Genomic DNA, 17,070 nt, shown 5'->3' with positions numbered 1-17,070 from the left:
GCATGATCGTCCGGACCGGCTATCCTGGTCCGGTTGTCCGCGTCCGGCCGGGTTCCCCCGGCATCGGGCGGGCCACGACGCACGACCTCCTGCCACGGAAGGACCGTGGCCGCCTAGCCCACAGGAGGTGAGCACGTCTTGCGTCACTATGAAGTCATGGTGATCCTCGATCCCAGCCTCGAGGAGCGCACCGTCGCCCCGTCGCTCGACACGTACCTGAACGTGATCCGGACCGCGGGTGGCTCGGTGGAGAAGACCGACGTGTGGGGCCGCCGGCGCCTCGCGTACGAGATCAACAAGAAGGCCGAGGGCATCTACGCCGTCGTCGACCTCCAGGCGACGCCGGAGGCCGTGGCTGAGCTGGACCGTCAGCTCCGACTCAACGAGTCGGTGCTGCGCACCAAGGTCATTCGCCCGGAGATGCGCTGAGCATCTAGACCCGGCACGTCCGGATCAAGCCTCATCCGCGCTGTCGGAGGGCTCTGAGAGCCTGTACGGCACAACGATGAGTGCGCGAGGAGATGGTCATGGCAGGAGACACCACCATCACGGTCATCGGCAACCTGACCGATGACCCCGAGTTGCGGTTCACCCCCTCCGGTGCGGCGGTGGCCAAGTTCCGGGTCGCTTCGACACCCCGGTTCATGGACAAGGCGTCCGGCGAGTGGAAGGACGGCGAGCCGCTGTTCCTCTCGTGCACAGTTTGGCGCCAGGCCGCCGAGAACGTCGCCGAGTCGCTGCAGCGCGGCGCCCGGGTGATCGTGTCCGGCCGGCTGCGTCAGCGGTCGTACGAGACCCGCGAGGGTGAGAAGCGCACCGTCATCGAGCTGGAGGTCGACGAGATCGGCCCGTCCCTGCGCTACGCCACGGCGAAGGTGCAGAAGATGTCCCGCTCCGGTGGCGGAGGCGGCGGCTTCGGCGGTGGTGGCGGTGGTGGCCAGGGTGGCGGCGGAGGCAACTTCGACGACCCCTGGGCCTCGGCTGCCCCGGCCCCCTCCCGCGCTGGTTCGGGCGGCGGAAACTTCGACGAGGAGCCCCCGTTCTGATGGCGCCGAGCGCCCGCGATCGCAAACCAGGAGCAAGAGCAATGGCGAAGGCTGCGGCACTGCGCAAGCCGAAGAAGAAGGTGAACCCGCTCGACAAGGACGGGATCACCTATATCGATTACAAGGACACCGCGCTGCTGCGCAAGTTCATCTCCGACCGCGGCAAGATCCGCGCTCGACGGGTGACCGGCGTGACCTCGCAGCAGCAGCGGCAGATCGCCCGTGCGGTCAAGAACGCCCGTGAGATGGCGCTCCTGCCCTACACGGCCACGGCCCGCTGAGGGGAGGCACGGACATGAAGATCATCCTCACTCAGGAGGTGTCCGGCCTCGGCTCTCCGGGCGACATCGTCGAGGTCAAGGACGGCTTCGGCCGTAACTACCTGCTGCCGCAGGGCTTCGCGATCGCCTGGACCAAGGGTGCCGAGAAGCAGGTCACGGTCATCAAGCGGGCCCGCTCGGCCCGCGAGGTCCGCGACCTCGACCACGCCAACGAGATCAAGGGCCAGCTCGAGGGCCTGAAGGTCAACCTGAAGGCCCGCGCCGGCGACGGCGGGCGGCTCTTCGGTTCGGTCACCCCGGCCGAGATCGTCGACGCCGTCAGGGCGGCCGGCGGTCCGAGCCTGGACCGCCGCCGGCTGGAGACGCCCGGCCACATCAAGTCGCTCGGCGCCTACCCGGTCAGCATCCGGCTGCACCCCGAGGTGACCGCCAAGTTCGACCTGAACGTGGTCAAGGGCTGACCCCACCGCACCACGAAAGGCCCGCACCGGTTCTCCGGTGCGGGCCTTTCCCCATCTCCCGGCGACCCGCCGCCGGCACGTCAGCCGATCGGCTGACCGGTCACCGCGCTGATCACCACGGTGGACAGCCCACCGCCCACCACGGCCGCCGCCAACGCCACCGTCGCCGACCGCCACGTCGTACCGACCTGACGCAGCAGCACCGCCACCACGAGGCTGCTCACCAGTGCCAGCCCGAACCTCGGCGCCGCCGCCGACAACGACGCGAACGCGTGCGCCCGCGGCGAGTCACAACCTCCACCACTGATGTCGGTGACACACCCCGCCGGGGCCTGCCCGTCCAGGAGGATCAGACCGAGAAAGAGCAGCACCGCCGGCACCAGATAGCAGGCGGCCGTGTAGACGAGCGGTCGCAACGGCCCACCCGGATCCGGGTCCAGCAGGTCGTCCTCCAACCGCCGGCTCCACGAACCGCCGCCGATCGGGTCCACCCGTCGCCGCACCGCGGACCCACCCGGCCCGACCGGCTGCACCGCCCGGCGCCGGGGCGCGGCCCGGGGACGCGGCGCGGTGTACGCGACCACCGGCGACTGCGGCGCCGACGTCGGCGTCTCCATCCACCGCGGATCGTCACCCGCCAACCGGGTCCCCGACCAGAACTCCTCGACCTGCTCCGGCGACGCCCAACCCTCCCGGACCGGCGGTGCCGTACGGTCCCACGGGTCGGCCGCCGGATACCGCGGACCGGCGTCGCGCACCCGGTCGAGGTGGCCGGTGTCGGTGAACCGGTCCCACTCACCGGTGTGCTCGGTGCGGTCCCACCGGCTCCCGGCCGGCTCCCACCGGCTCCCGGCGTCCGCCCGACCCCACGCGTGCACGCCCGACGCGTCCCACGGGTCGACCGCCGGCTGCTCCGCCGGAGCCGGCTCGGCCGCCCGACCCCGCTCCCAGGGATCCACCGCCGGCGGCGGCCAGGAGGAACCGGTCGCCGCCCGCGGACTCCGCCGGGCCGGCCGCTCGGCCTCCCACCCGTCGGTGTCACCACCCGGGCCCGCCTCCTCCGGCAGCCCCGACCAGATCACCTCCGGCCGTCGGGTCGCCGCACGTCGCGGACGGCTGCGGGGCGCCGTCCCGGACACCGGCCCGTTCTCCCCGGACTCGGCCCGCCGGCTCCCGACGTAGCCCTGTTCCTGCGGGGCGTCCATGGTCCACTCGGCGGTGTGCTCGGACACCGGCCCGGCCCCGACAGCCCGCAGCCCGCGCCGGCCGTCATCCCGACGCCGGCCGGCCTCGGGCCGCCAACCACCGTCGGAAGCGGGCGACCCGGCCTCCGCCTCGTCGTCGTCCGGCGCGGCATGCCGCCCACCGCCGTCCGCCCGACTGATCCCCGACTCCACCGCCCACCGCGGAAGGTAGGCGTCCACCGGCTCGTCCTGACCGCGCTCGATCGCCCGGCGCCGGCTCGGCGTGCGCTGACGCTCCGGCGCGTACGGGTCCACGCGCCGCGGACCAGCGGAAGCGTCCCAGGAAGCGCTCGGCCGGCGCTCGCGCGGGCTGTCCTCCCCGCTTGCCCAGTCCCGGTGTCTCACGGCGGGAGCGTGACCCTTCTCAACCCGAAAGTGCAATCCGCTGTCAAGGTGCAGCCGTTCGCAGCGATAGTACGGGACGAACGACGCCAAGGCTCGACCAGAAATCTTCCGTCCACAGGGTGGGGACGGCAGAAGCCCAGGTCAGGAGCAACACGCCCGGAAAACGCCATCACTTTTCCACACCCCTGTGCACACCCTGCGCACATGCTGGCCCCCTGCGTCCACAGGTTGTCCCGAGGCTCGTCCACCGGCCCTGTTGGTGGCTGACCTCGGGTTCCGTATCGTGGCCAGCGACCGCCGGGCGATGACCCCCGATCGACCGGAGGGTCGGCGGAAGTTGTCACACCCCGGCGATAGAGCTGGACTCGATCCGACGCAGCAAGGGGGGAACCCGTGTCGGTCACCGACGAGACGCGCGCGGGACGGACCGGGGGGCAAGCGTCCGAGCCGCCGCCGCGGGACGCGTCCTTCGAGAAGACACCACCCCAGGACGTGGCCGCCGAACAGTGCGTCCTCGGCGGCATGCTGCTCTCCAAGGACGCCATCGCGGACGTCGTGGAGATCCTCAAGACCAACGACTTCTACCGCCCGGTGCACGCCACCATCTTCGACGCGATCCTGGACATCTACGGTCGGGGCGAACCGGCCGACCCGATCACCGTGGCCGCGGCGCTGGCCGACTCCGGCGACCTCGCCCGCATCGGCGGCGCGCCCTACCTGCACACGCTGATCGCCAGCGTGCCCACCGCCGCCAACGCCGCCTACTACGCCCGCATCGTCGGCGAGCGGGCCGTGCTCCGCCGACTGGTCGAGGCCGGCACCCGGATCGTGCAGCTCGGCTACGGCACCGGCCCGAGCGGCAGCCGGGACGTGGACGACATCGTCGACCTCGCCCAGCAGGCCGTCTACGAGATCACCGAGAAGCGGGTCAGCGAGGACTTCGCGATCCTGGCCGACATGCTCCAGCCCACGCTGGACGAGATCGAGGCGGTCGGCGCCCAGGGCGGCGTGATGACCGGCGTCCCGACCGGCTTCACCGACCTCGACCGCCTGCTCAACGGCCTGCACGCCGGGCAGTTGATCATCGTGGCGGGTCGACCGGGTCTGGGAAAGGCGCTGGCGCTCGACACGCCCCTGCCCACCCCGGAGGGTTGGACCACAATGGGTGCGGTACGCGTCGGCGACCAGTTGCTCGCGGCCGACGGCAACCCGACCACCATCACCAACGTCTTCGACGTGATGCACGATCGAACCTGCTACGAGGTCGAGTTCTCCGATGGCTCGGTCATCGTGGCGGACGCCGAACACCTCTGGAAGACGACCACCCGGGCCAGCCGTCGGCAGTCCGAGGCACGTCCCCGGCACTACTGGCCCGAGGCGGCGCTGTCGAGGGTACGGGCGGCCGAAGCGGCGGCGTCCGCCGAGCCGCATCGCCTGGTCACCTTGGCGGACACGCTCGAGCAGGTCGGCCCCGAGTTCCGCAACGTGCTGCACACGGTGGCGCGCCAGGTCGGCGCGAACGGACGGGTCGCCCGTCCGGTGACCCGGGCCGGCAAGTCACGCAACTGGACCGCTCCCGGCTACCCGGCGGGCGCTCTCGTCTCCGGCCTTCGCCAGCGGGCCGAGCGACACGTCGACGACGGCGCTCCCGTTCGGCACGACGGAGTCGTGACCACCGCACAGATCGCGGCGACGCTTCGCACGGACACCGCCGACCGGCGCCTCAACCACGCGGTGGAGAACTGCGCGCCGCTCCGGCTCCCGGAACGTGAACTGGTCGTCCCTCCGTACACCCTCGGGGTGTGGCTCGGCGACGGTCACACCGGAGCCAGCCGATTCACCACCGCGGACGCCGAGATGGTCGACCTGGTGGCCCGGGACGGCTTCCTCGTGCGACCCAGCGGCCCAATGGTGTTCACCATCCTGCTGCCCACCGTGGGGCGGACAACGGACCGCACCTGTGTCGACTGCGGAGGCTCCACCCGAGCACTGCGCGAGAACCAGGCGGTCCGCCGATGCGCCGAGTGTCACGAGCGAGGCGGCTCGTTCCTGGCGCTGATCCGCCGGATCGGGGTGGCTTCCGACAAGCACATCCCACAGGACTATCTGCGAGCCTCGGAGGCCCAGCGCCGGGCGCTGCTCGCCGGGCTGATGGACACCGACGGTACGGTGGCGCCGGCCGGGAACCTCCAGTACACCTCCACGTCGAAGCGGTTGATCGAGGGTGTTCGGGAACTCGTGGTCAGCCTGGGCTACCGATGCTCGATCACCGAGCGGAGGGTGCGCGGACGCACCGAGGACTCATCGGTCGCCTACACGGCGAACTTCTCCACCCCTGATCCGGTCTTCCGCCTGGAACGGAAGCGGGCCGCGCACCTGGCCCGGCGGCGGACGTCCTCGGACGTGCGTTCCCACTCCCGCTTCGTCGTGGACGTCCGGCCCGTGGCCAGCGTTCCGGTGCGCTGCGTGACCGTGGACAACGCCGACCACCTGTACCTGGCGGGTCGGTCGATGATCCCGACCCACAACAGCACAGCCAGCATGGACTTCGCCCGGAATGCTGCGATTCGCGCCAACCAGGCCGCAGCCATCTTCTCGCTGGAGATGAGCAAGGTCGAGATCGTCATGCGACTGCTCTCGGCCGAGGCGCGCGTGCCGCTGCACGTGCTGCGCAGCGGGCAACTTTCCGACGACGACTGGACCAAGCTGGCCCGCTGCATGGGGGAGATCAGCGAGGCGCCGCTCTTCGTCGACGACACCCCGAGCATGAACCTGATGGAGATCCGGGCAAAGGCACGACGGCTCAAGCAGAAGCACGACCTGAAGTTGATCGTGGTCGACTATCTCCAGCTCATGACCTCGCCGAAGCGCACCGAGAGCCGGCAGCAGGAGGTCGCGGACCTGTCCCGTGGCCTGAAGCTGCTGGCCAAGGAGGTCGAGTGCCCGGTCATCGCGGTGAGTCAGCTGAACCGTGGCCCGGAACAGCGTACGGACAAGCGACCGCAGTTGTCCGATTTGCGAGAGTCAGGCTGCCTTACCGCGGATACCAGACTCATCAGGGCCGACGACAATTCGGAGGTGACGCTCGGCGAACTGCTCGCCACCAAGGCGAAGGACATCCCGGTGTGGGCCTTGGATGAGAGCCTCCGTTACACCGCCCGGACGCTCACCCACGCCTTTCCCAGTGGAACGCGGGAGGTGTTCCGGATGACCCTCGCTTCCGGGAAGCAGATCGAGGCCACCGCGAATCACCCATTCCTCACGTTCGGCGGCTGGATGCCGTTGGCCGAACTCGCGCCGGGGGCGAGGATTGCTTCTCCCCGGCACATCCCACCACCGCTGGACGTTCAGCCGTGGGCTGAGTCCGAGGTGGTCATGCTGGCGCACCTGCTCGGGGACGGCTCGTTCGTCCGACGTCAGCCGATTCGCTACGCCAGTTGCGACGAGGCCAACCTGGGCGCCGTGGCAGAGGCTGCCCGGCATTTCGGGATCACGGCGGTGCGCGATGACTACGCGGCTGCTCGAGTGACCACCCTCCGCCTACCGGCACCCTTCCGACTCGCCCGAGGGCGGCGGAACCCGATCGCGGAGTGGTTGGACGGGCTCGGGTTGTTCGGGCTCCGGTCCCATGAGAAGTTCGTGCCCGCACCGGTGTTCGGTCTGCCGAAAGAGCAGATCACGCTCTTCCTGCGACACCTGTGGGCCACCGACGGGTCGGTGACCGTGAACAAGTCGGGTCGAGGTGGACGCGTCTACTTCTCCTCCACCTCGCAGCGAATGCTGGAGGACATCTCGCGGCTGTTGCTCCGCTACGGCATTTCGGCGCGACTCAGGCAGGTTCCGGTTGTCCGGCACCGACCGCAGTACACGCTCGACGTCTCCGGTCGCGACGACCAGCTCCGCTTCCTCCGTGAGATCGGTGTGCACGGCGAGCGCGCGGGCGGCTGTTCGGCGTTGCTGGGGAGCCTTGAGGCCATGGTGAGCAACCCGAACGTGGACACCGTCCCCAGCGAGGTGTGGACGCGGGTGCGAGAGGTTCTAGCTGAGCGGAAGATGAGCCATCGGGAGTTCGCGGCTGCTGTCGGTACCAAGTTCTGCGGCAGCACGATGTGGAAGCACGCCCCCAGTAGGTCTCGTCTTGCCAAGATCGCCACTGTGTTGGACTCGGCCGATCTCGACCTGCACGCTACTAACGATGTTCTCTGGGACGAGATCGTCTTGATCGAGCCGGTTGGTGAGAAGGACGTCTACGACGCAACCGTGCTCGGTACGCACAACTTCATCGCCAACGGGATCGCCGCTCACAACTCGATCGAGCAGGATGCTGACGTTGTCATCCTTTTACACCGCGATGACTATTACGATAAGGAATCGCCCAGAGCGGGCGAAGCGGACTTTATTGTTGCCAAACACCGGAATGGCCCCACTGACACGGTGACGGTCGCCGCCCAGTTGCACCTGTCGCGCTTCGTGGACATGGCCATCGTCTGACGGCTCTCAGCCGAGCAGCGGGAACCAGCCCGCCGCCTCGCCCAGCTCGAACCGGTCCCGGTCGGTCAACGGCACCCGCCCGGTGGCCTTGAGCAGATACTCGTGGTCGTCCCAGGCGGCCGGGCGTACCGCGTCGTCGCACAGCAGGCCGTCCATCGTGGTCACCGCCACCCGGGTCGGGCCGGTCGCCGGCGGTGGCGCGTCCGGCAGGTCCACCACCAGGTCGAGGTGGTGCACGACCGCCTCGGTGGTCAGGGTGGCGAGCAGATCCGGTACGCGCAGCACGTGCCCCTGGGTGGTGACGTGCCCGGTGGCGTCCGCGGCGGCAGCCGCGCGGGCGGCGGCGGGAGCGGTGTCGGACCAGATCCGGACCACGCCGGTGGGCCGGTCGAACGCGGCGGCCGAGCGGCGGGCCCACCAGGCGTGCCGCGCCCCGGCCCCGTCGTCCCCGTCGGCGCCGAACGCGCGCCAGTAGCTGATGTCGTCCACGTCGGCCGGGCCGGGCACCGGGCTGGCCAGCGCGACGAGCGCGCGTTGGGCGTCGCAGAGCACGTGGAAGAGCAGGTCGGCGACGAGCCAGCCCCGGCAGCGGGTGGGTCGTTGCAGGCCGGCGTCGTCGAGCGGGGCGACGGCGGCGGTGATGCCGTCGTACGCCTGGGCCAGCGCCTCGTGCGGCCGGATCGGGCTCATGGGGTGCAGCCTGCCACGGCGCGCGGCCACCGGCACGGTTAGGCGGGGCCCCTTCCTATCGCCCAGGCGTTAAGAAGGGGCCCCGCCTTACACGCTGGTCAGTCGAACAGCTCGCCGAGGAAGCCGTGCTTCTTCTTGCGGCGGTAGTGGCCGTGGTAGCCGTAGTGCTGCTGCTGACCGTGGCCGTACGCGGGCTGCGGGTAGCCGTGGCCGGGCGGCGGCGGAGGGGGCGGGGGGACGGCGCCGTAGCCCTGCTGGTGCGGGGCGGCGGGCGGGGGCGGCGGAGGCGGCGGGTAGCCGGCCCCGGCGGGCGCGGCCTGCGGGGCACCGCCCTGCTGCCGGTTCCAGTTGGCCTCGGCCTCGAACAGCTTTTCGAGCTCGCCTCGGTCGAGGAAGATTCCGCGGCACTCGCCGCACTGGTCGATGACTACTCCGCTGCGCTCGTACTGGCGCATCTCTCCACGGCATTTGGGACAGGTGAGCTGCATGACACCGACGGTACCGGGTGTTTTCACGCGGTGGCGGTCAGCGCGTGCGTCACCTCGTCGTCGGAGACCTCGTGGAAGTCGTCGTAGTAGGCGCCGACGGCGGCGAAGCCGGATGGGAGTTGGCTGCTCACGACCGTGTCGGCCGTGGCGGCGAGCATCTCGTACGCCGGCGGGGAGCCGACCGGGACGGCGACGACCACCCGGGCGGCGCCGAGCTGGCGGGCGACCTGGACGGCGGCGCGGGCGGTGGCGCCGGTGGCGAGCCCGTCGTCGACGATCAGGGCGGTGCGGCCGGTCAGGTCCAGCGGTGGCCGGCCGGCGCGGTAGCGCTGCTCGCGGCGGTCCAGTTCGGCCTGTTCGCGGCGGCGGACCTGGGCCCGGTCGTTCTCGCTGATCCGGCCGGCGACCATGTCGTTGAGGACCTGCACGCCGCCGGGGCCGAGCGCCCCGAAGGCGACCTCGGGCGCCCAGGGCACGCCGAGTTTGCGGACGACCAGCACGTCGAGGGGGGCGTGGAGCCGGTCGGCGATCACCCGGGCGACGGGGACGCCGCCGCGGACCAGGGCGAGCACGACGACGTCGGGCCGGTCGGCGAGGTCGGTGAGTCGCTCGGCGAGGTCCTGTCCCGCTTCGGTCCGGTCACGGTAGGTGGTCATGCCTCAGGTGTACGCCTTCCGGCCGGGTCGCGCCGGGCGGTTGCCGGGAATGCCGGCCGGCCGGGTTGCCGGGCGGGCGCCTCGGCGAGTGCCAGCGCGGGGGCGAGGACGAGCAGGGCGGCCGGGTAGAGCAGGTAACCGAAGCGGGTGGAGGGCATTAGCAGGATCGCGGCGAGCAGCCCGTACCCGCAGATGAGGGCCGTGGCGGCGGCGGTGCGCGGCGGGTGACGCAGCAGCCGGACGGCGATCGCCAGGCCGACCGCGACGAGCAGCGCGGCGGCGACCACCCGGCCGGCGGGGAGCGTCTCGGCGATCAGGTGGCCGGGGAACGGGGACTGGGCGGGGCTGGTCACCAGGCCGTGGCCGAGCGGGAACCGGAGCACGTTCTCGACGAGGGCGTCGCGGTCGACGAGCAGGACCGGCAGCAGCGCGAGGACGGGCAGGCCGAGGGCGCCCAGGGCGGTGCGCGGCGCGGCCCGGCGGGTCGCGGCCCAGCAGACCAGCACGACCGCCACCGGCCAGGCGAAGAGCTTCAGCGCGCCGGCGACGCCGACCGCGAGGCCGGCGCGGCCGGGCCGGTCGGCGGCGGCCAGCGCGAGGGCGAGCAGGCAGAGCGCGAGTACGGGGAGGTCGTCGCCGCCGGTGGCGAGCGTGAGCGCGGAGACGGGCAGGACGGTGGCGGCCTGGGCGGCGCGCAGCAGCGCGGCGGAGCGGCGGGGCGAGGTGGGGCCGGTGCTGGTGCGCAGCGTGGTGACCAGGGCGGCGAGCGCGAGCGCGGTGCCGACCGCGAACCAGACGCGGGCGTCGGTCCACCAGGCGTCGGTGGCGGCCCGGGGCAGCCCGAACAGCGCCATTCCGGGTTGGTAGGGGGTGTATCCGAGGAGTTGTTCGCCGGGGGGCAGGGCGGCGATGGCGTCGGGGCCGAGGTAGGGGGTGCCGTGCTCGGCGAGGCGGGTGCCGGCGTGTTCCACCACGAGCACCTCCTCCTGGGCCCGGTCGGTGCGTCCGCCGGCCCGTTGGATGCTCTGGACGACGACCGGGAGCAGGGCGGTGGTGGCCCAGGTGAGGCCGGTGACCGTCCAGCGGGCGGGCAGGCCGGCCAGGGGGGTGCCGGGGTGTCGGCGGCGGGCGAGGAGCTGGGTGGTCGCGGCGAGCGCGGCGACCGCGTACCCGATGGTGGCGACGGTGCCCCACGCGCGGTGCGGGGGCAGGGTGGAGGTGGCGGCGGTGACCGCGGCGAAGATCGTGGCGGCGGCGTAGAGGCCCAGGTCGAGGGCGAGGCCGCCGGCGGCGGTGTCGAGCGCCGACCAGCGGCGGGAAGTGGCGGTGGCCGGGTCGGCGTGGGCGGTCACGCGGGCCAGTCTGGCAGACCGGGGGTGCGGTCCGGCCGGGTCGGGCTGGTTGGTCAGGGGTGCCGGACGTCGGTGGCGGGGGCCGGGCGGGTCCGGGTGCCGGCGGCGCGGCGGCCGGGCAGCCGGATGACGGCGCCGGTGTCGTGCAGCGGTGCGGCGAGCGCGCCGGGCCGGCCGCCGGCGCCGCGTTGGAGGGCGGCGAGCAGCGCGCCGGCCGGCAGCGGCCGGGCGAACAGGTGGCCCTGGCCGGCTGTGCAGCCCAGCTCCCAGAGCGTGCGGCGTTGTGGTTCGCTCTCCACGCCCTCGGCGACCACGGTGAGGTCGAGGCTGCGGCCCAGGTCGAGGGTGGAGCGGATCACGGCGGCGGCCTCGGGTGCGGTTTCCATGGCGGTGACGAAGCTGCGGTCGATCTTGAGTTCGTGGACCGGGATGCGGGAGAGCAGGGAGAGCGACGAGTAGCCGGTGCCGAAGTCGTCGAGGGCCAGCCGGACGCCGGAGTCGCGGAGCCGGCTGAGCACCCGGTCGACCACGTCGAGCTGGCTGAGGGTGAGCGTCTCGGTGAGTTCCAGGACGAGCCGGTCGGGTGGGAGGTCGTGGGCGCGCAGTCGGGCGAGCACGGCGCCGGGGAAGCGGGCGTCGAGGAGGCTGCGTGGTGACACGTTCACCGAGACGGGCAGGTCGAAGCCGGCGTCGTGCCACGAGCCGGCCGCGATCAGCGCCTGGTCGAGGATGGCCTCGGCGAACGCGGGCAGCAGCCCGGACCGTTCCACCGCCTCCAGGAAGCGCAGCGGGTCGATCAGGCCGTGGGTGGGGTGGTGCCAGCGGGCCAGCGCCTCCGCGCCGGTGACCTGGCCGCTGCCCAGGTCGACGATGGGTTGGAAGTTGACGGTGAACTCGTGGTCGGCGACGGCCCGGGGCAGTTCGCCGCCGAGTGTGAGCCGGCTGAGGTCGGCGGTGTCGCGGGTCGCCGCGTACGTGGCGATCCGCTGGCCGGCACGCTTGGCCTGGTACATCGCCACGTCGGCGCGGCGCAGCAGCTCGGGCATCCCGCCGGTGGCGGGGGCGACGGCGATGCCGCCGCTGGCTTCCACGCTGATTCGCATGCCGTCGAGGTCGATCGGGTCGTGCAGCGCGGCGAGCAGGGCTTCGGCGCGGTGCGCGGCGACCGCCGGGGCGGGCAGGCCGCGTAGCAGCACGGCGAACTCGTCGCCGCCGAGCCGGGCGACCAGGTCGTCGGCGCGTGCCGCGTCGCGGAGCCGCTCGGCGACCTGGATCAGCACCCGGTCCCCGGCGCCGTGCCCGAGCGTGTCGTTGACCTCCTTGAAGTGGTTGAGGTCGATCAGCACCAGGGCGGTGACGCCGTCGGCGTGCCGGGTGGTGAGCTGGGCGGTGCCCTCGTCCAGCAGGTGCCGGCGGTTGGACAGGCCGGTGAGGGCGTCGTGGGTGGCGGCGTAGGCGTGGTCGGCGGCGACGCGGGCCAGTTCGGCGTACGCCTGGGCGTTGCGGACCGCGGTGCACAGCGCGGAGGCGAAGGTACGCAGGGTGTACTGCTCCCGCTCGGAGAGCTCGACCGGCCCGACGAAGCGGAGCCGCAGCTCGCCGATGTTCTCCGCCCGGTCGTGTCCTTCCAGCGTGACCGGCATGATCCGGCCGTCCGTGGCGCTGGGGCGTGGTGCGGTCCCGTCGTACGCGATGCCGGCCGCGCCGCCGCGGACCGTGCGCCCGCCCTCGCGTAGTTCGATCTCGACCTCGTCGGCGGAGAAGAGTTCGGCGGCCTCGGTGACGGCGGTGGTGAGGACCTGGTCGAGGTCGACCACGTTGAGCGCGTCGGTGGTGCGGGCGAGTCGCTGCCAGGCCTGCTGCTCGGTGCGGGCGCGGATCCTGGCGGAGTAGGCCAGGTGCAGGCTGAGCACCAGCGGCGGCACGGCGAGCAACAGCCGGGGGTCGACCCGGAGGATCAGCACGGTGGAGGCGGCCACGACGAATCGCACGCCGAAGCCGGCGATCCGTAGGTCGAGGTTGTTGCGGAACTGGCGCAGGATCGGCGTTCGGGACGCGAGCGCGATGACCGGAATCGCAAGTACGTCGTCGAGGATCGCGGCGACCAGATAGACGATTCCCAGCAGTACGACGATGCGGAGTGGCTCTCGAGGTGGCCAGGCGCCGCCGAGCAGCAGTGTGGCGACGGTGGCGCCTCCGGCCACGAGGGTGTGCTTCGCGATGGCGAACGCCACCTTGATGGGTGCCAGGCGGGTCACCGATCCGGCGGCCACCCCGAGGCCGGTGGCCAGGACGACCCAGGAGGCCGGCGCGACGGCCAGGCCGATGACGATTGCGGTTTCCACCCATGCGAAGTAGAAGGTGGTCGACCTGATCCGTAGCCGCGTCTTGATGACGGTGGCCAGCGTGACGGTCACCACGAGGGTCGCCACGGTGACGAAGTCGCGTACCGATTCGGGGTGTTGCCTGCGCGTGGCGGAGACCGCGATGAGCGCGACGAGCGATGCGCCGGCCACCAGGGTGTAGACGAGGCCGCGCAGGCCGGGGTCGACACCCGTGCGGCTCTCCGTCGTCCGGCTCACCCGAGTCACCCGCCGCTCACCGTCGGTACGCGATGAGCGGCAGCCTACCGCTTCGTTCCGGTGCGGGAAACTCTCATCCCCATTCGGTGCTACGCATTGTTCGTCCCTCCTCCAATATCCCGTCGGGCCGGAATCGCCGCCGATCGGAGTCGTCACCCGCAATCGGTTGTGGCGCATTGGCACGACCCGCCGCAGACATCGCCTGTGCGTGTATCCGCGCCTTGTTGACTGGAAGGAAGGCTAGAGGGAGGAAGGGGCGGTAAGGAAGAATTAATGTCGGTATGCGCAATATAAGCAACTCTCGTCGCTTAAATGACGTTCTGTCCACAAGTTATGTGCGGAGCGGAGCCGACCTTCTGCCTCGCGTACTCACGTGGTCGCTCAGTGCCATCCAGAATGTTTCGGCGCGAGCGACATCTGTAGCGTCGTCTCGGCCGAGGAACATTACAACCGGACTCGGCCGGATTGACCAGTCGGGTCGGACCGCTCGGATGGACGGCCAGCGCTGCCGGACACCGCCGGGACAACGATTTTGTGATAACTGGATTAAGCTGGCGTTTCGACTTGGACGGCACCAACTGGGGCTGGAACAGCAGCGCGGAAATCCGAGTTGTCGGGGTCTTGCGGTCCGGCGGGGAAAGGCCGATCTCCCGCTGGGAACGCCAAAGCAGCAGTTGCTCCTCGCGGTTACTCGCCGTTCGTGCGGCGACCTGATTCGTGCGGGTCGTCGTACCCGGCCGATAGGGTCGGGCGGTGACCGAACCCGCGCAGCTCACCCACGTCGATCCGGCTGGCGTCGCCCGGATGGTCGACGTCTCCGCCAAGCCGGTCTCCGGCCGGCTCGCGGTGGCCGCCGGCCGGCTCCGCACCACCGCCGAGGTGGTGGAGCTGCTCCGCCGCGACGGCCTGCCCAAGGGCGACGCGCTCGCGGTCGGCCGGCTCGCCGGGATCATGGGGGCCAAGCGGACCCCCGACCTGATCCCGCTCTGCCACCCGATCGCCCTGCACGGCGTCACCGTCGACCTGCGCCTCACCGCCGACACCGTGGAGATCACCGCCACCGCGCGGACGGCCGACCGCACCGGCGTGGAGATGGAGGCGCTCACCGCGGTGGCGGTCGCCGGGCTCGCCCTGGTCGACATGGTGAAGGCGGTCGACCCGGCCGCGTCGGTGGACGCCGTCCGGGTGCTCCGGAAAGAGGGCGGGAAGACCGGCGAGTGGGTCCGGCCGGAGGACCGGTCGTGATCCGGGCCCGGGTGATCGTGGCCTCCAACCGGGCCGCCGCCGGGGTCTACGCCGACACCAGCGGCCCGTTGCTCGTCGCCGGCCTGCGGGAGCTGGGCTGCACGGTCGACGCGCCGGTGGTGGTGCCCGACGGCGACCCGGTCGGCGACGCGCTGCGTGCCGCCCGCGACGAGGGCGTCGACGTGGTGCTGACCAGTGGCGGCACCGGCATCACCCCGACCGACCGCACGCCCGAGGTGACCGGCGCGCTGCTCGACTACGAGATCCCCGGCATCGCCGAGGCGATCCGCGCGCACAGCCGCGACGCGGTGCCCACGGCCGCGCTGTCCCGGGGCCGGGCCGGCGTCACCGGCCGGACGCTGGTGGTGAACCTGCCGGGCTCGCGCGGCGGCGCGCGGGACGGCCTGGCCGTGCTCGGGCCGATCCTGCGGCACGCGGTCGACCAGCTCCGCGGCGGCGACCACTGAGCCCGCGGGCCGCGCACACCGGCGCTAGGCTCGCCGGATGAGCACGGAAACCGAAGCCGCCGCCGTCGAGGTGGGCACGCCTCCGCCGGCCGGGTGGGAGGAGGCCCGCTCCCGGGTGTACGCGGTCGGGCTCTCTGCCGCGCTCCCCGCGGTCAACCGGCCGCTGGCCGACACCGACGGGCACACCCTGGCCGAGCCGCTGACCACCCGCACCGACCTGCCGGCGTTCCCCACTTCCAGCGTGGACGGCTGGGCGGTGCGTGGACCGGGGCCGTGGCGGGTGGTGGGCCGGCTGCTGGCCGGGCACACCGCGTCGCCGCTGGACGCCGACGGCACCACCGTGGAGATCGCCACCGGCGCGATGGTGCCGGCGGGCACCACCGAGATCCTCCGGATCGAGGATTCCACCCGGACGGTGGACGGTCGGGTGACCGGCACGCCCCGGCCGCAGCCGGAGTGGCGCGAGCCGGGCGAGGAGGCGCACCGTGGGGAGGAGTTGCTGCCCGCCGGCACGCCGGTGGACCCGGCGGTGATCGGTCTGGCCGCCTCCTGCGGGCACGACACACTGCGGGTCCGCCGCGCGCCCCGGGCCGCGCTGCTGGTCTTCGGCGACGAGCTGCTCACCTCCGGCCCGCCCGGCGCCGGCCGGGTGCGGGACGCGCTCGGCCCCTCGGTGCCGGCCTGGCTGCGCCGCTACGGCTGCCAGGTGCGGGGCGGCGACGTCGTCGGGCCGGTCGCCGACACGCTGCCCGCGCACGTCGCGGCCCTGCGCGGTGCGCTCGCCAACGCCGATCTGGTCTGCACCACCGGTGGCACCATGCACGGCCCGGTGGACCACCTGCACCCGACGCTGGAGGCGCTCGGCGCCGACTACGTGGTCAACACCGTGGCGGTGCGTCCCGGCTTCCCGATGCTGCTCGCCCGGCTGGTCGACGGCGACGGCCGGGTGCGCTTCGTGGCCGGCCTGCCGGGCAATCCGCAGTCCGCGGTGGTGGCGCTGGTCTCGCTCGTCGCTCCCCTGCTCGCCGGTCTCACCGGCCGGCCGATGCCGGTGCTGCCGCAGGTCACCCTCGCCGAGCCGGTGCCCGGGCGCGGGGACCACACCCACCTGGCGCTGGCCCGCTGGGACCGGGTCGCCGGCACCGCGCACCCGGTGCGGCACGTCGGCTCGGCGATGCTGCGCGGGCTGGCCGGCGCGGACGGCTTCGCGGTGATCCGACCCGGCACCAGCGGCGCCGCCGGCGACCGGGTTCCCCTGGTGCCGCTGCCCCTGACTCCGGGAGAACGCTCATGACTGTGGAGACGCGGGTGGTGCTGGGTGCGGTGACGGACCAGCCGCTCGACCGGGCCGCGCACGAGGCGGCGGTCGCCGATCGGCGGGCCGGGGCGGTGGTCTCCTTCCAGGGCGTGGTCCGTGACCACGACCACGGGCGGACGGTCACCCGGCTGGAGTACGAGGGTCACCCCACCGCCGAGGCGGTGCTGCGCGAGGTGGCGGCCGACATCGCCGCCGACCCGGCGGTGCACGCGGTGGCGGTCTCGCACCGGATCGGCCCACTGGAGATCGGTGACGTCGCGCTGGTCGCCGCCGTCAGCACCGCGCACCGCGCGGCGGCGTTCGCGGCGTGCGCCCGGCTTGTCGACGAGGTGAAGGCGCGGCTGCCGATCTGGAAGCGGCAGGTCTTCGACGACGGCACCGAGGAGTGGGTGAACTGCCCCTGA

General features: G+C 72.3%; 15 protein-coding genes. 9 read left to right on the top strand and 6 right to left on the bottom strand.

Going from position 1 to position 17,070, the window contains the following annotated elements; all coding sequences use genetic code 11:
- Positions 1-138 precede the first annotated feature (138 nt).
- From rpsF to rplI, 4 genes are all read left to right on the top strand, one after another.
- Positions 139-429, top strand: coding sequence for a 30S ribosomal protein S6 (rpsF, locus tag AB0B02_RS09610; protein WP_088643630.1), 291 nt, complete (start codon positions 139-141; stop codon positions 427-429).
- Positions 430-509: 80 nt separating this feature from the next.
- Positions 510-1,046, top strand: a complete 537-nt coding sequence (locus AB0B02_RS09605) for a single-stranded DNA-binding protein (protein ID WP_175441301.1) — start codon at positions 510-512, stop codon at positions 1,044-1,046.
- A 41-nt stretch (positions 1,047-1,087) separates the two neighbouring features.
- Positions 1,088-1,327 carry a 30S ribosomal protein S18 gene (gene rpsR / locus AB0B02_RS09600; protein WP_007073789.1) on the top strand — a complete coding sequence of 80 codons (240 nt, stop codon included), beginning with the start codon at positions 1,088-1,090 and terminating at the stop codon, positions 1,325-1,327.
- A gap of 14 nt (positions 1,328-1,341) precedes the next feature.
- Positions 1,342-1,788: a 50S ribosomal protein L9 gene (gene rplI / locus AB0B02_RS09595; RefSeq protein WP_281933971.1), complete on the top strand. Its 447-nt coding sequence runs from the start codon at positions 1,342-1,344 to the stop codon at positions 1,786-1,788.
- Between the two features lie 80 nt (positions 1,789-1,868).
- Here rplI and AB0B02_RS09590 read toward each other — a convergent pair whose 3' ends face one another.
- A complete protein-coding gene (locus tag AB0B02_RS09590; protein WP_357298729.1) occupies positions 1,869-3,287 on the bottom strand; it encodes a hypothetical protein in 1,419 nt (472 codons plus the stop codon).
- A 483-nt stretch (positions 3,288-3,770) separates the two neighbouring features.
- Between AB0B02_RS09590 and AB0B02_RS09585 the strand changes: the two genes are divergently transcribed.
- On the top strand, positions 3,771-7,868 hold the full coding sequence (locus AB0B02_RS09585) for a replicative DNA helicase (protein WP_357298726.1): 4,098 nt from the start codon (positions 3,771-3,773) through the stop codon (positions 7,866-7,868).
- A 6-nt stretch (positions 7,869-7,874) separates the two neighbouring features.
- On the opposite strand, the gene AB0B02_RS09580 is transcribed toward AB0B02_RS09585, so the two are convergent.
- From AB0B02_RS09580 to AB0B02_RS09560, 5 genes are all read right to left on the bottom strand, one after another.
- Complete coding sequence (locus AB0B02_RS09580; protein WP_281933977.1) at positions 7,875-8,558, bottom strand: maleylpyruvate isomerase N-terminal domain-containing protein; 684 nt, start codon at positions 8,556-8,558, stop codon at positions 7,875-7,877.
- Between the two features lie 98 nt (positions 8,559-8,656).
- Positions 8,657-9,046, bottom strand: a complete 390-nt coding sequence (locus tag AB0B02_RS09575; RefSeq protein ID WP_281933979.1) for a zf-TFIIB domain-containing protein — start codon at positions 9,044-9,046, stop codon at positions 8,657-8,659.
- Between the two features lie 23 nt (positions 9,047-9,069).
- Entirely contained in the window at positions 9,070-9,702 is a 633-nt protein-coding gene (locus AB0B02_RS09570) for a phosphoribosyltransferase family protein (protein WP_281933981.1), read from the bottom strand.
- Positions 9,699-11,054 (bottom strand): glycosyltransferase 87 family protein, encoded by a 1,356-nt coding sequence (locus tag AB0B02_RS09565; protein ID WP_357298719.1) that lies wholly within the window; start codon positions 11,052-11,054, stop codon positions 9,699-9,701. Before AB0B02_RS09565 ends, AB0B02_RS09570 begins: the two co-directional genes overlap by 4 nt.
- Positions 11,055-11,107: 53 nt before the next feature.
- Positions 11,108-13,573, bottom strand: coding sequence for a bifunctional diguanylate cyclase/phosphodiesterase (locus tag AB0B02_RS09560; RefSeq protein WP_357299056.1), 2,466 nt, complete (start codon positions 13,571-13,573; stop codon positions 11,108-11,110).
- Positions 13,574-14,389: 816 nt separating this feature from the next.
- Here AB0B02_RS09560 and moaC point away from each other — a divergent pair.
- The 4 genes from moaC to AB0B02_RS09540 are packed head-to-tail and all read left to right on the top strand — an operon-like array spanning position 14,390 to position 17,070.
- Positions 14,390-14,881, top strand: coding sequence for a cyclic pyranopterin monophosphate synthase MoaC (gene moaC / locus AB0B02_RS09555; protein ID WP_357298716.1), 492 nt, complete (start codon positions 14,390-14,392; stop codon positions 14,879-14,881).
- Positions 14,878-15,348, top strand: a complete 471-nt coding sequence (locus AB0B02_RS09550; RefSeq protein WP_281933987.1) for a MogA/MoaB family molybdenum cofactor biosynthesis protein — start codon at positions 14,878-14,880, stop codon at positions 15,346-15,348. Before moaC ends, AB0B02_RS09550 begins: the two co-directional genes overlap by 4 nt.
- 37 nt (positions 15,349-15,385) lie before the next feature.
- A complete protein-coding gene (locus AB0B02_RS09545; RefSeq protein ID WP_357298709.1) occupies positions 15,386-16,642 on the top strand; it encodes a molybdopterin molybdotransferase MoeA in 1,257 nt (418 codons plus the stop codon).
- Positions 16,639-17,070, top strand: a complete 432-nt coding sequence (locus AB0B02_RS09540) for a molybdenum cofactor biosynthesis protein MoaE (protein WP_281933990.1) — start codon at positions 16,639-16,641, stop codon at positions 17,068-17,070. The genes AB0B02_RS09545 and AB0B02_RS09540 overlap by 4 nt, the downstream gene beginning before the upstream one ends.

It is taken from the genome of Micromonospora sp. NPDC049240 (genome assembly GCF_040647835.1).
Lineage (GTDB): Bacteria > Actinomycetota > Actinomycetes > Mycobacteriales > Micromonosporaceae > Micromonospora.
Note: the sequence above shows the minus strand (reverse complement) of the source record. Positions and strands in the feature narration are given on the sequence as shown.

Coding starts and splice junctions, on each gene's coding strand:
- rpsR (WP_007073789.1), top strand. CDS start 1,088: ATGGCGAAGGCTGCGGCACTGCGCAAGCCGAAGAAGAAGGTGAACCCG.
- rplI (WP_281933971.1), top strand. CDS start 1,342: ATGAAGATCATCCTCACTCAGGAGGTGTCCGGCCTCGGCTCTCCGGGC.
- AB0B02_RS09580 (WP_281933977.1), bottom strand. CDS start 8,558: ATGAGCCCGATCCGGCCGCACGAGGCGCTGGCCCAGGCGTACGACGGC.
- AB0B02_RS09575 (WP_281933979.1), bottom strand. CDS start 9,046: ATGCAGCTCACCTGTCCCAAATGCCGTGGAGAGATGCGCCAGTACGAG.
- AB0B02_RS09570 (WP_281933981.1), bottom strand. CDS start 9,702: ATGACCACCTACCGTGACCGGACCGAAGCGGGACAGGACCTCGCCGAG.
- AB0B02_RS09545 (WP_357298709.1), top strand. CDS start 15,386: ATGAGCACGGAAACCGAAGCCGCCGCCGTCGAGGTGGGCACGCCTCCG.
- AB0B02_RS09540 (WP_281933990.1), top strand. CDS start 16,639: ATGACTGTGGAGACGCGGGTGGTGCTGGGTGCGGTGACGGACCAGCCG.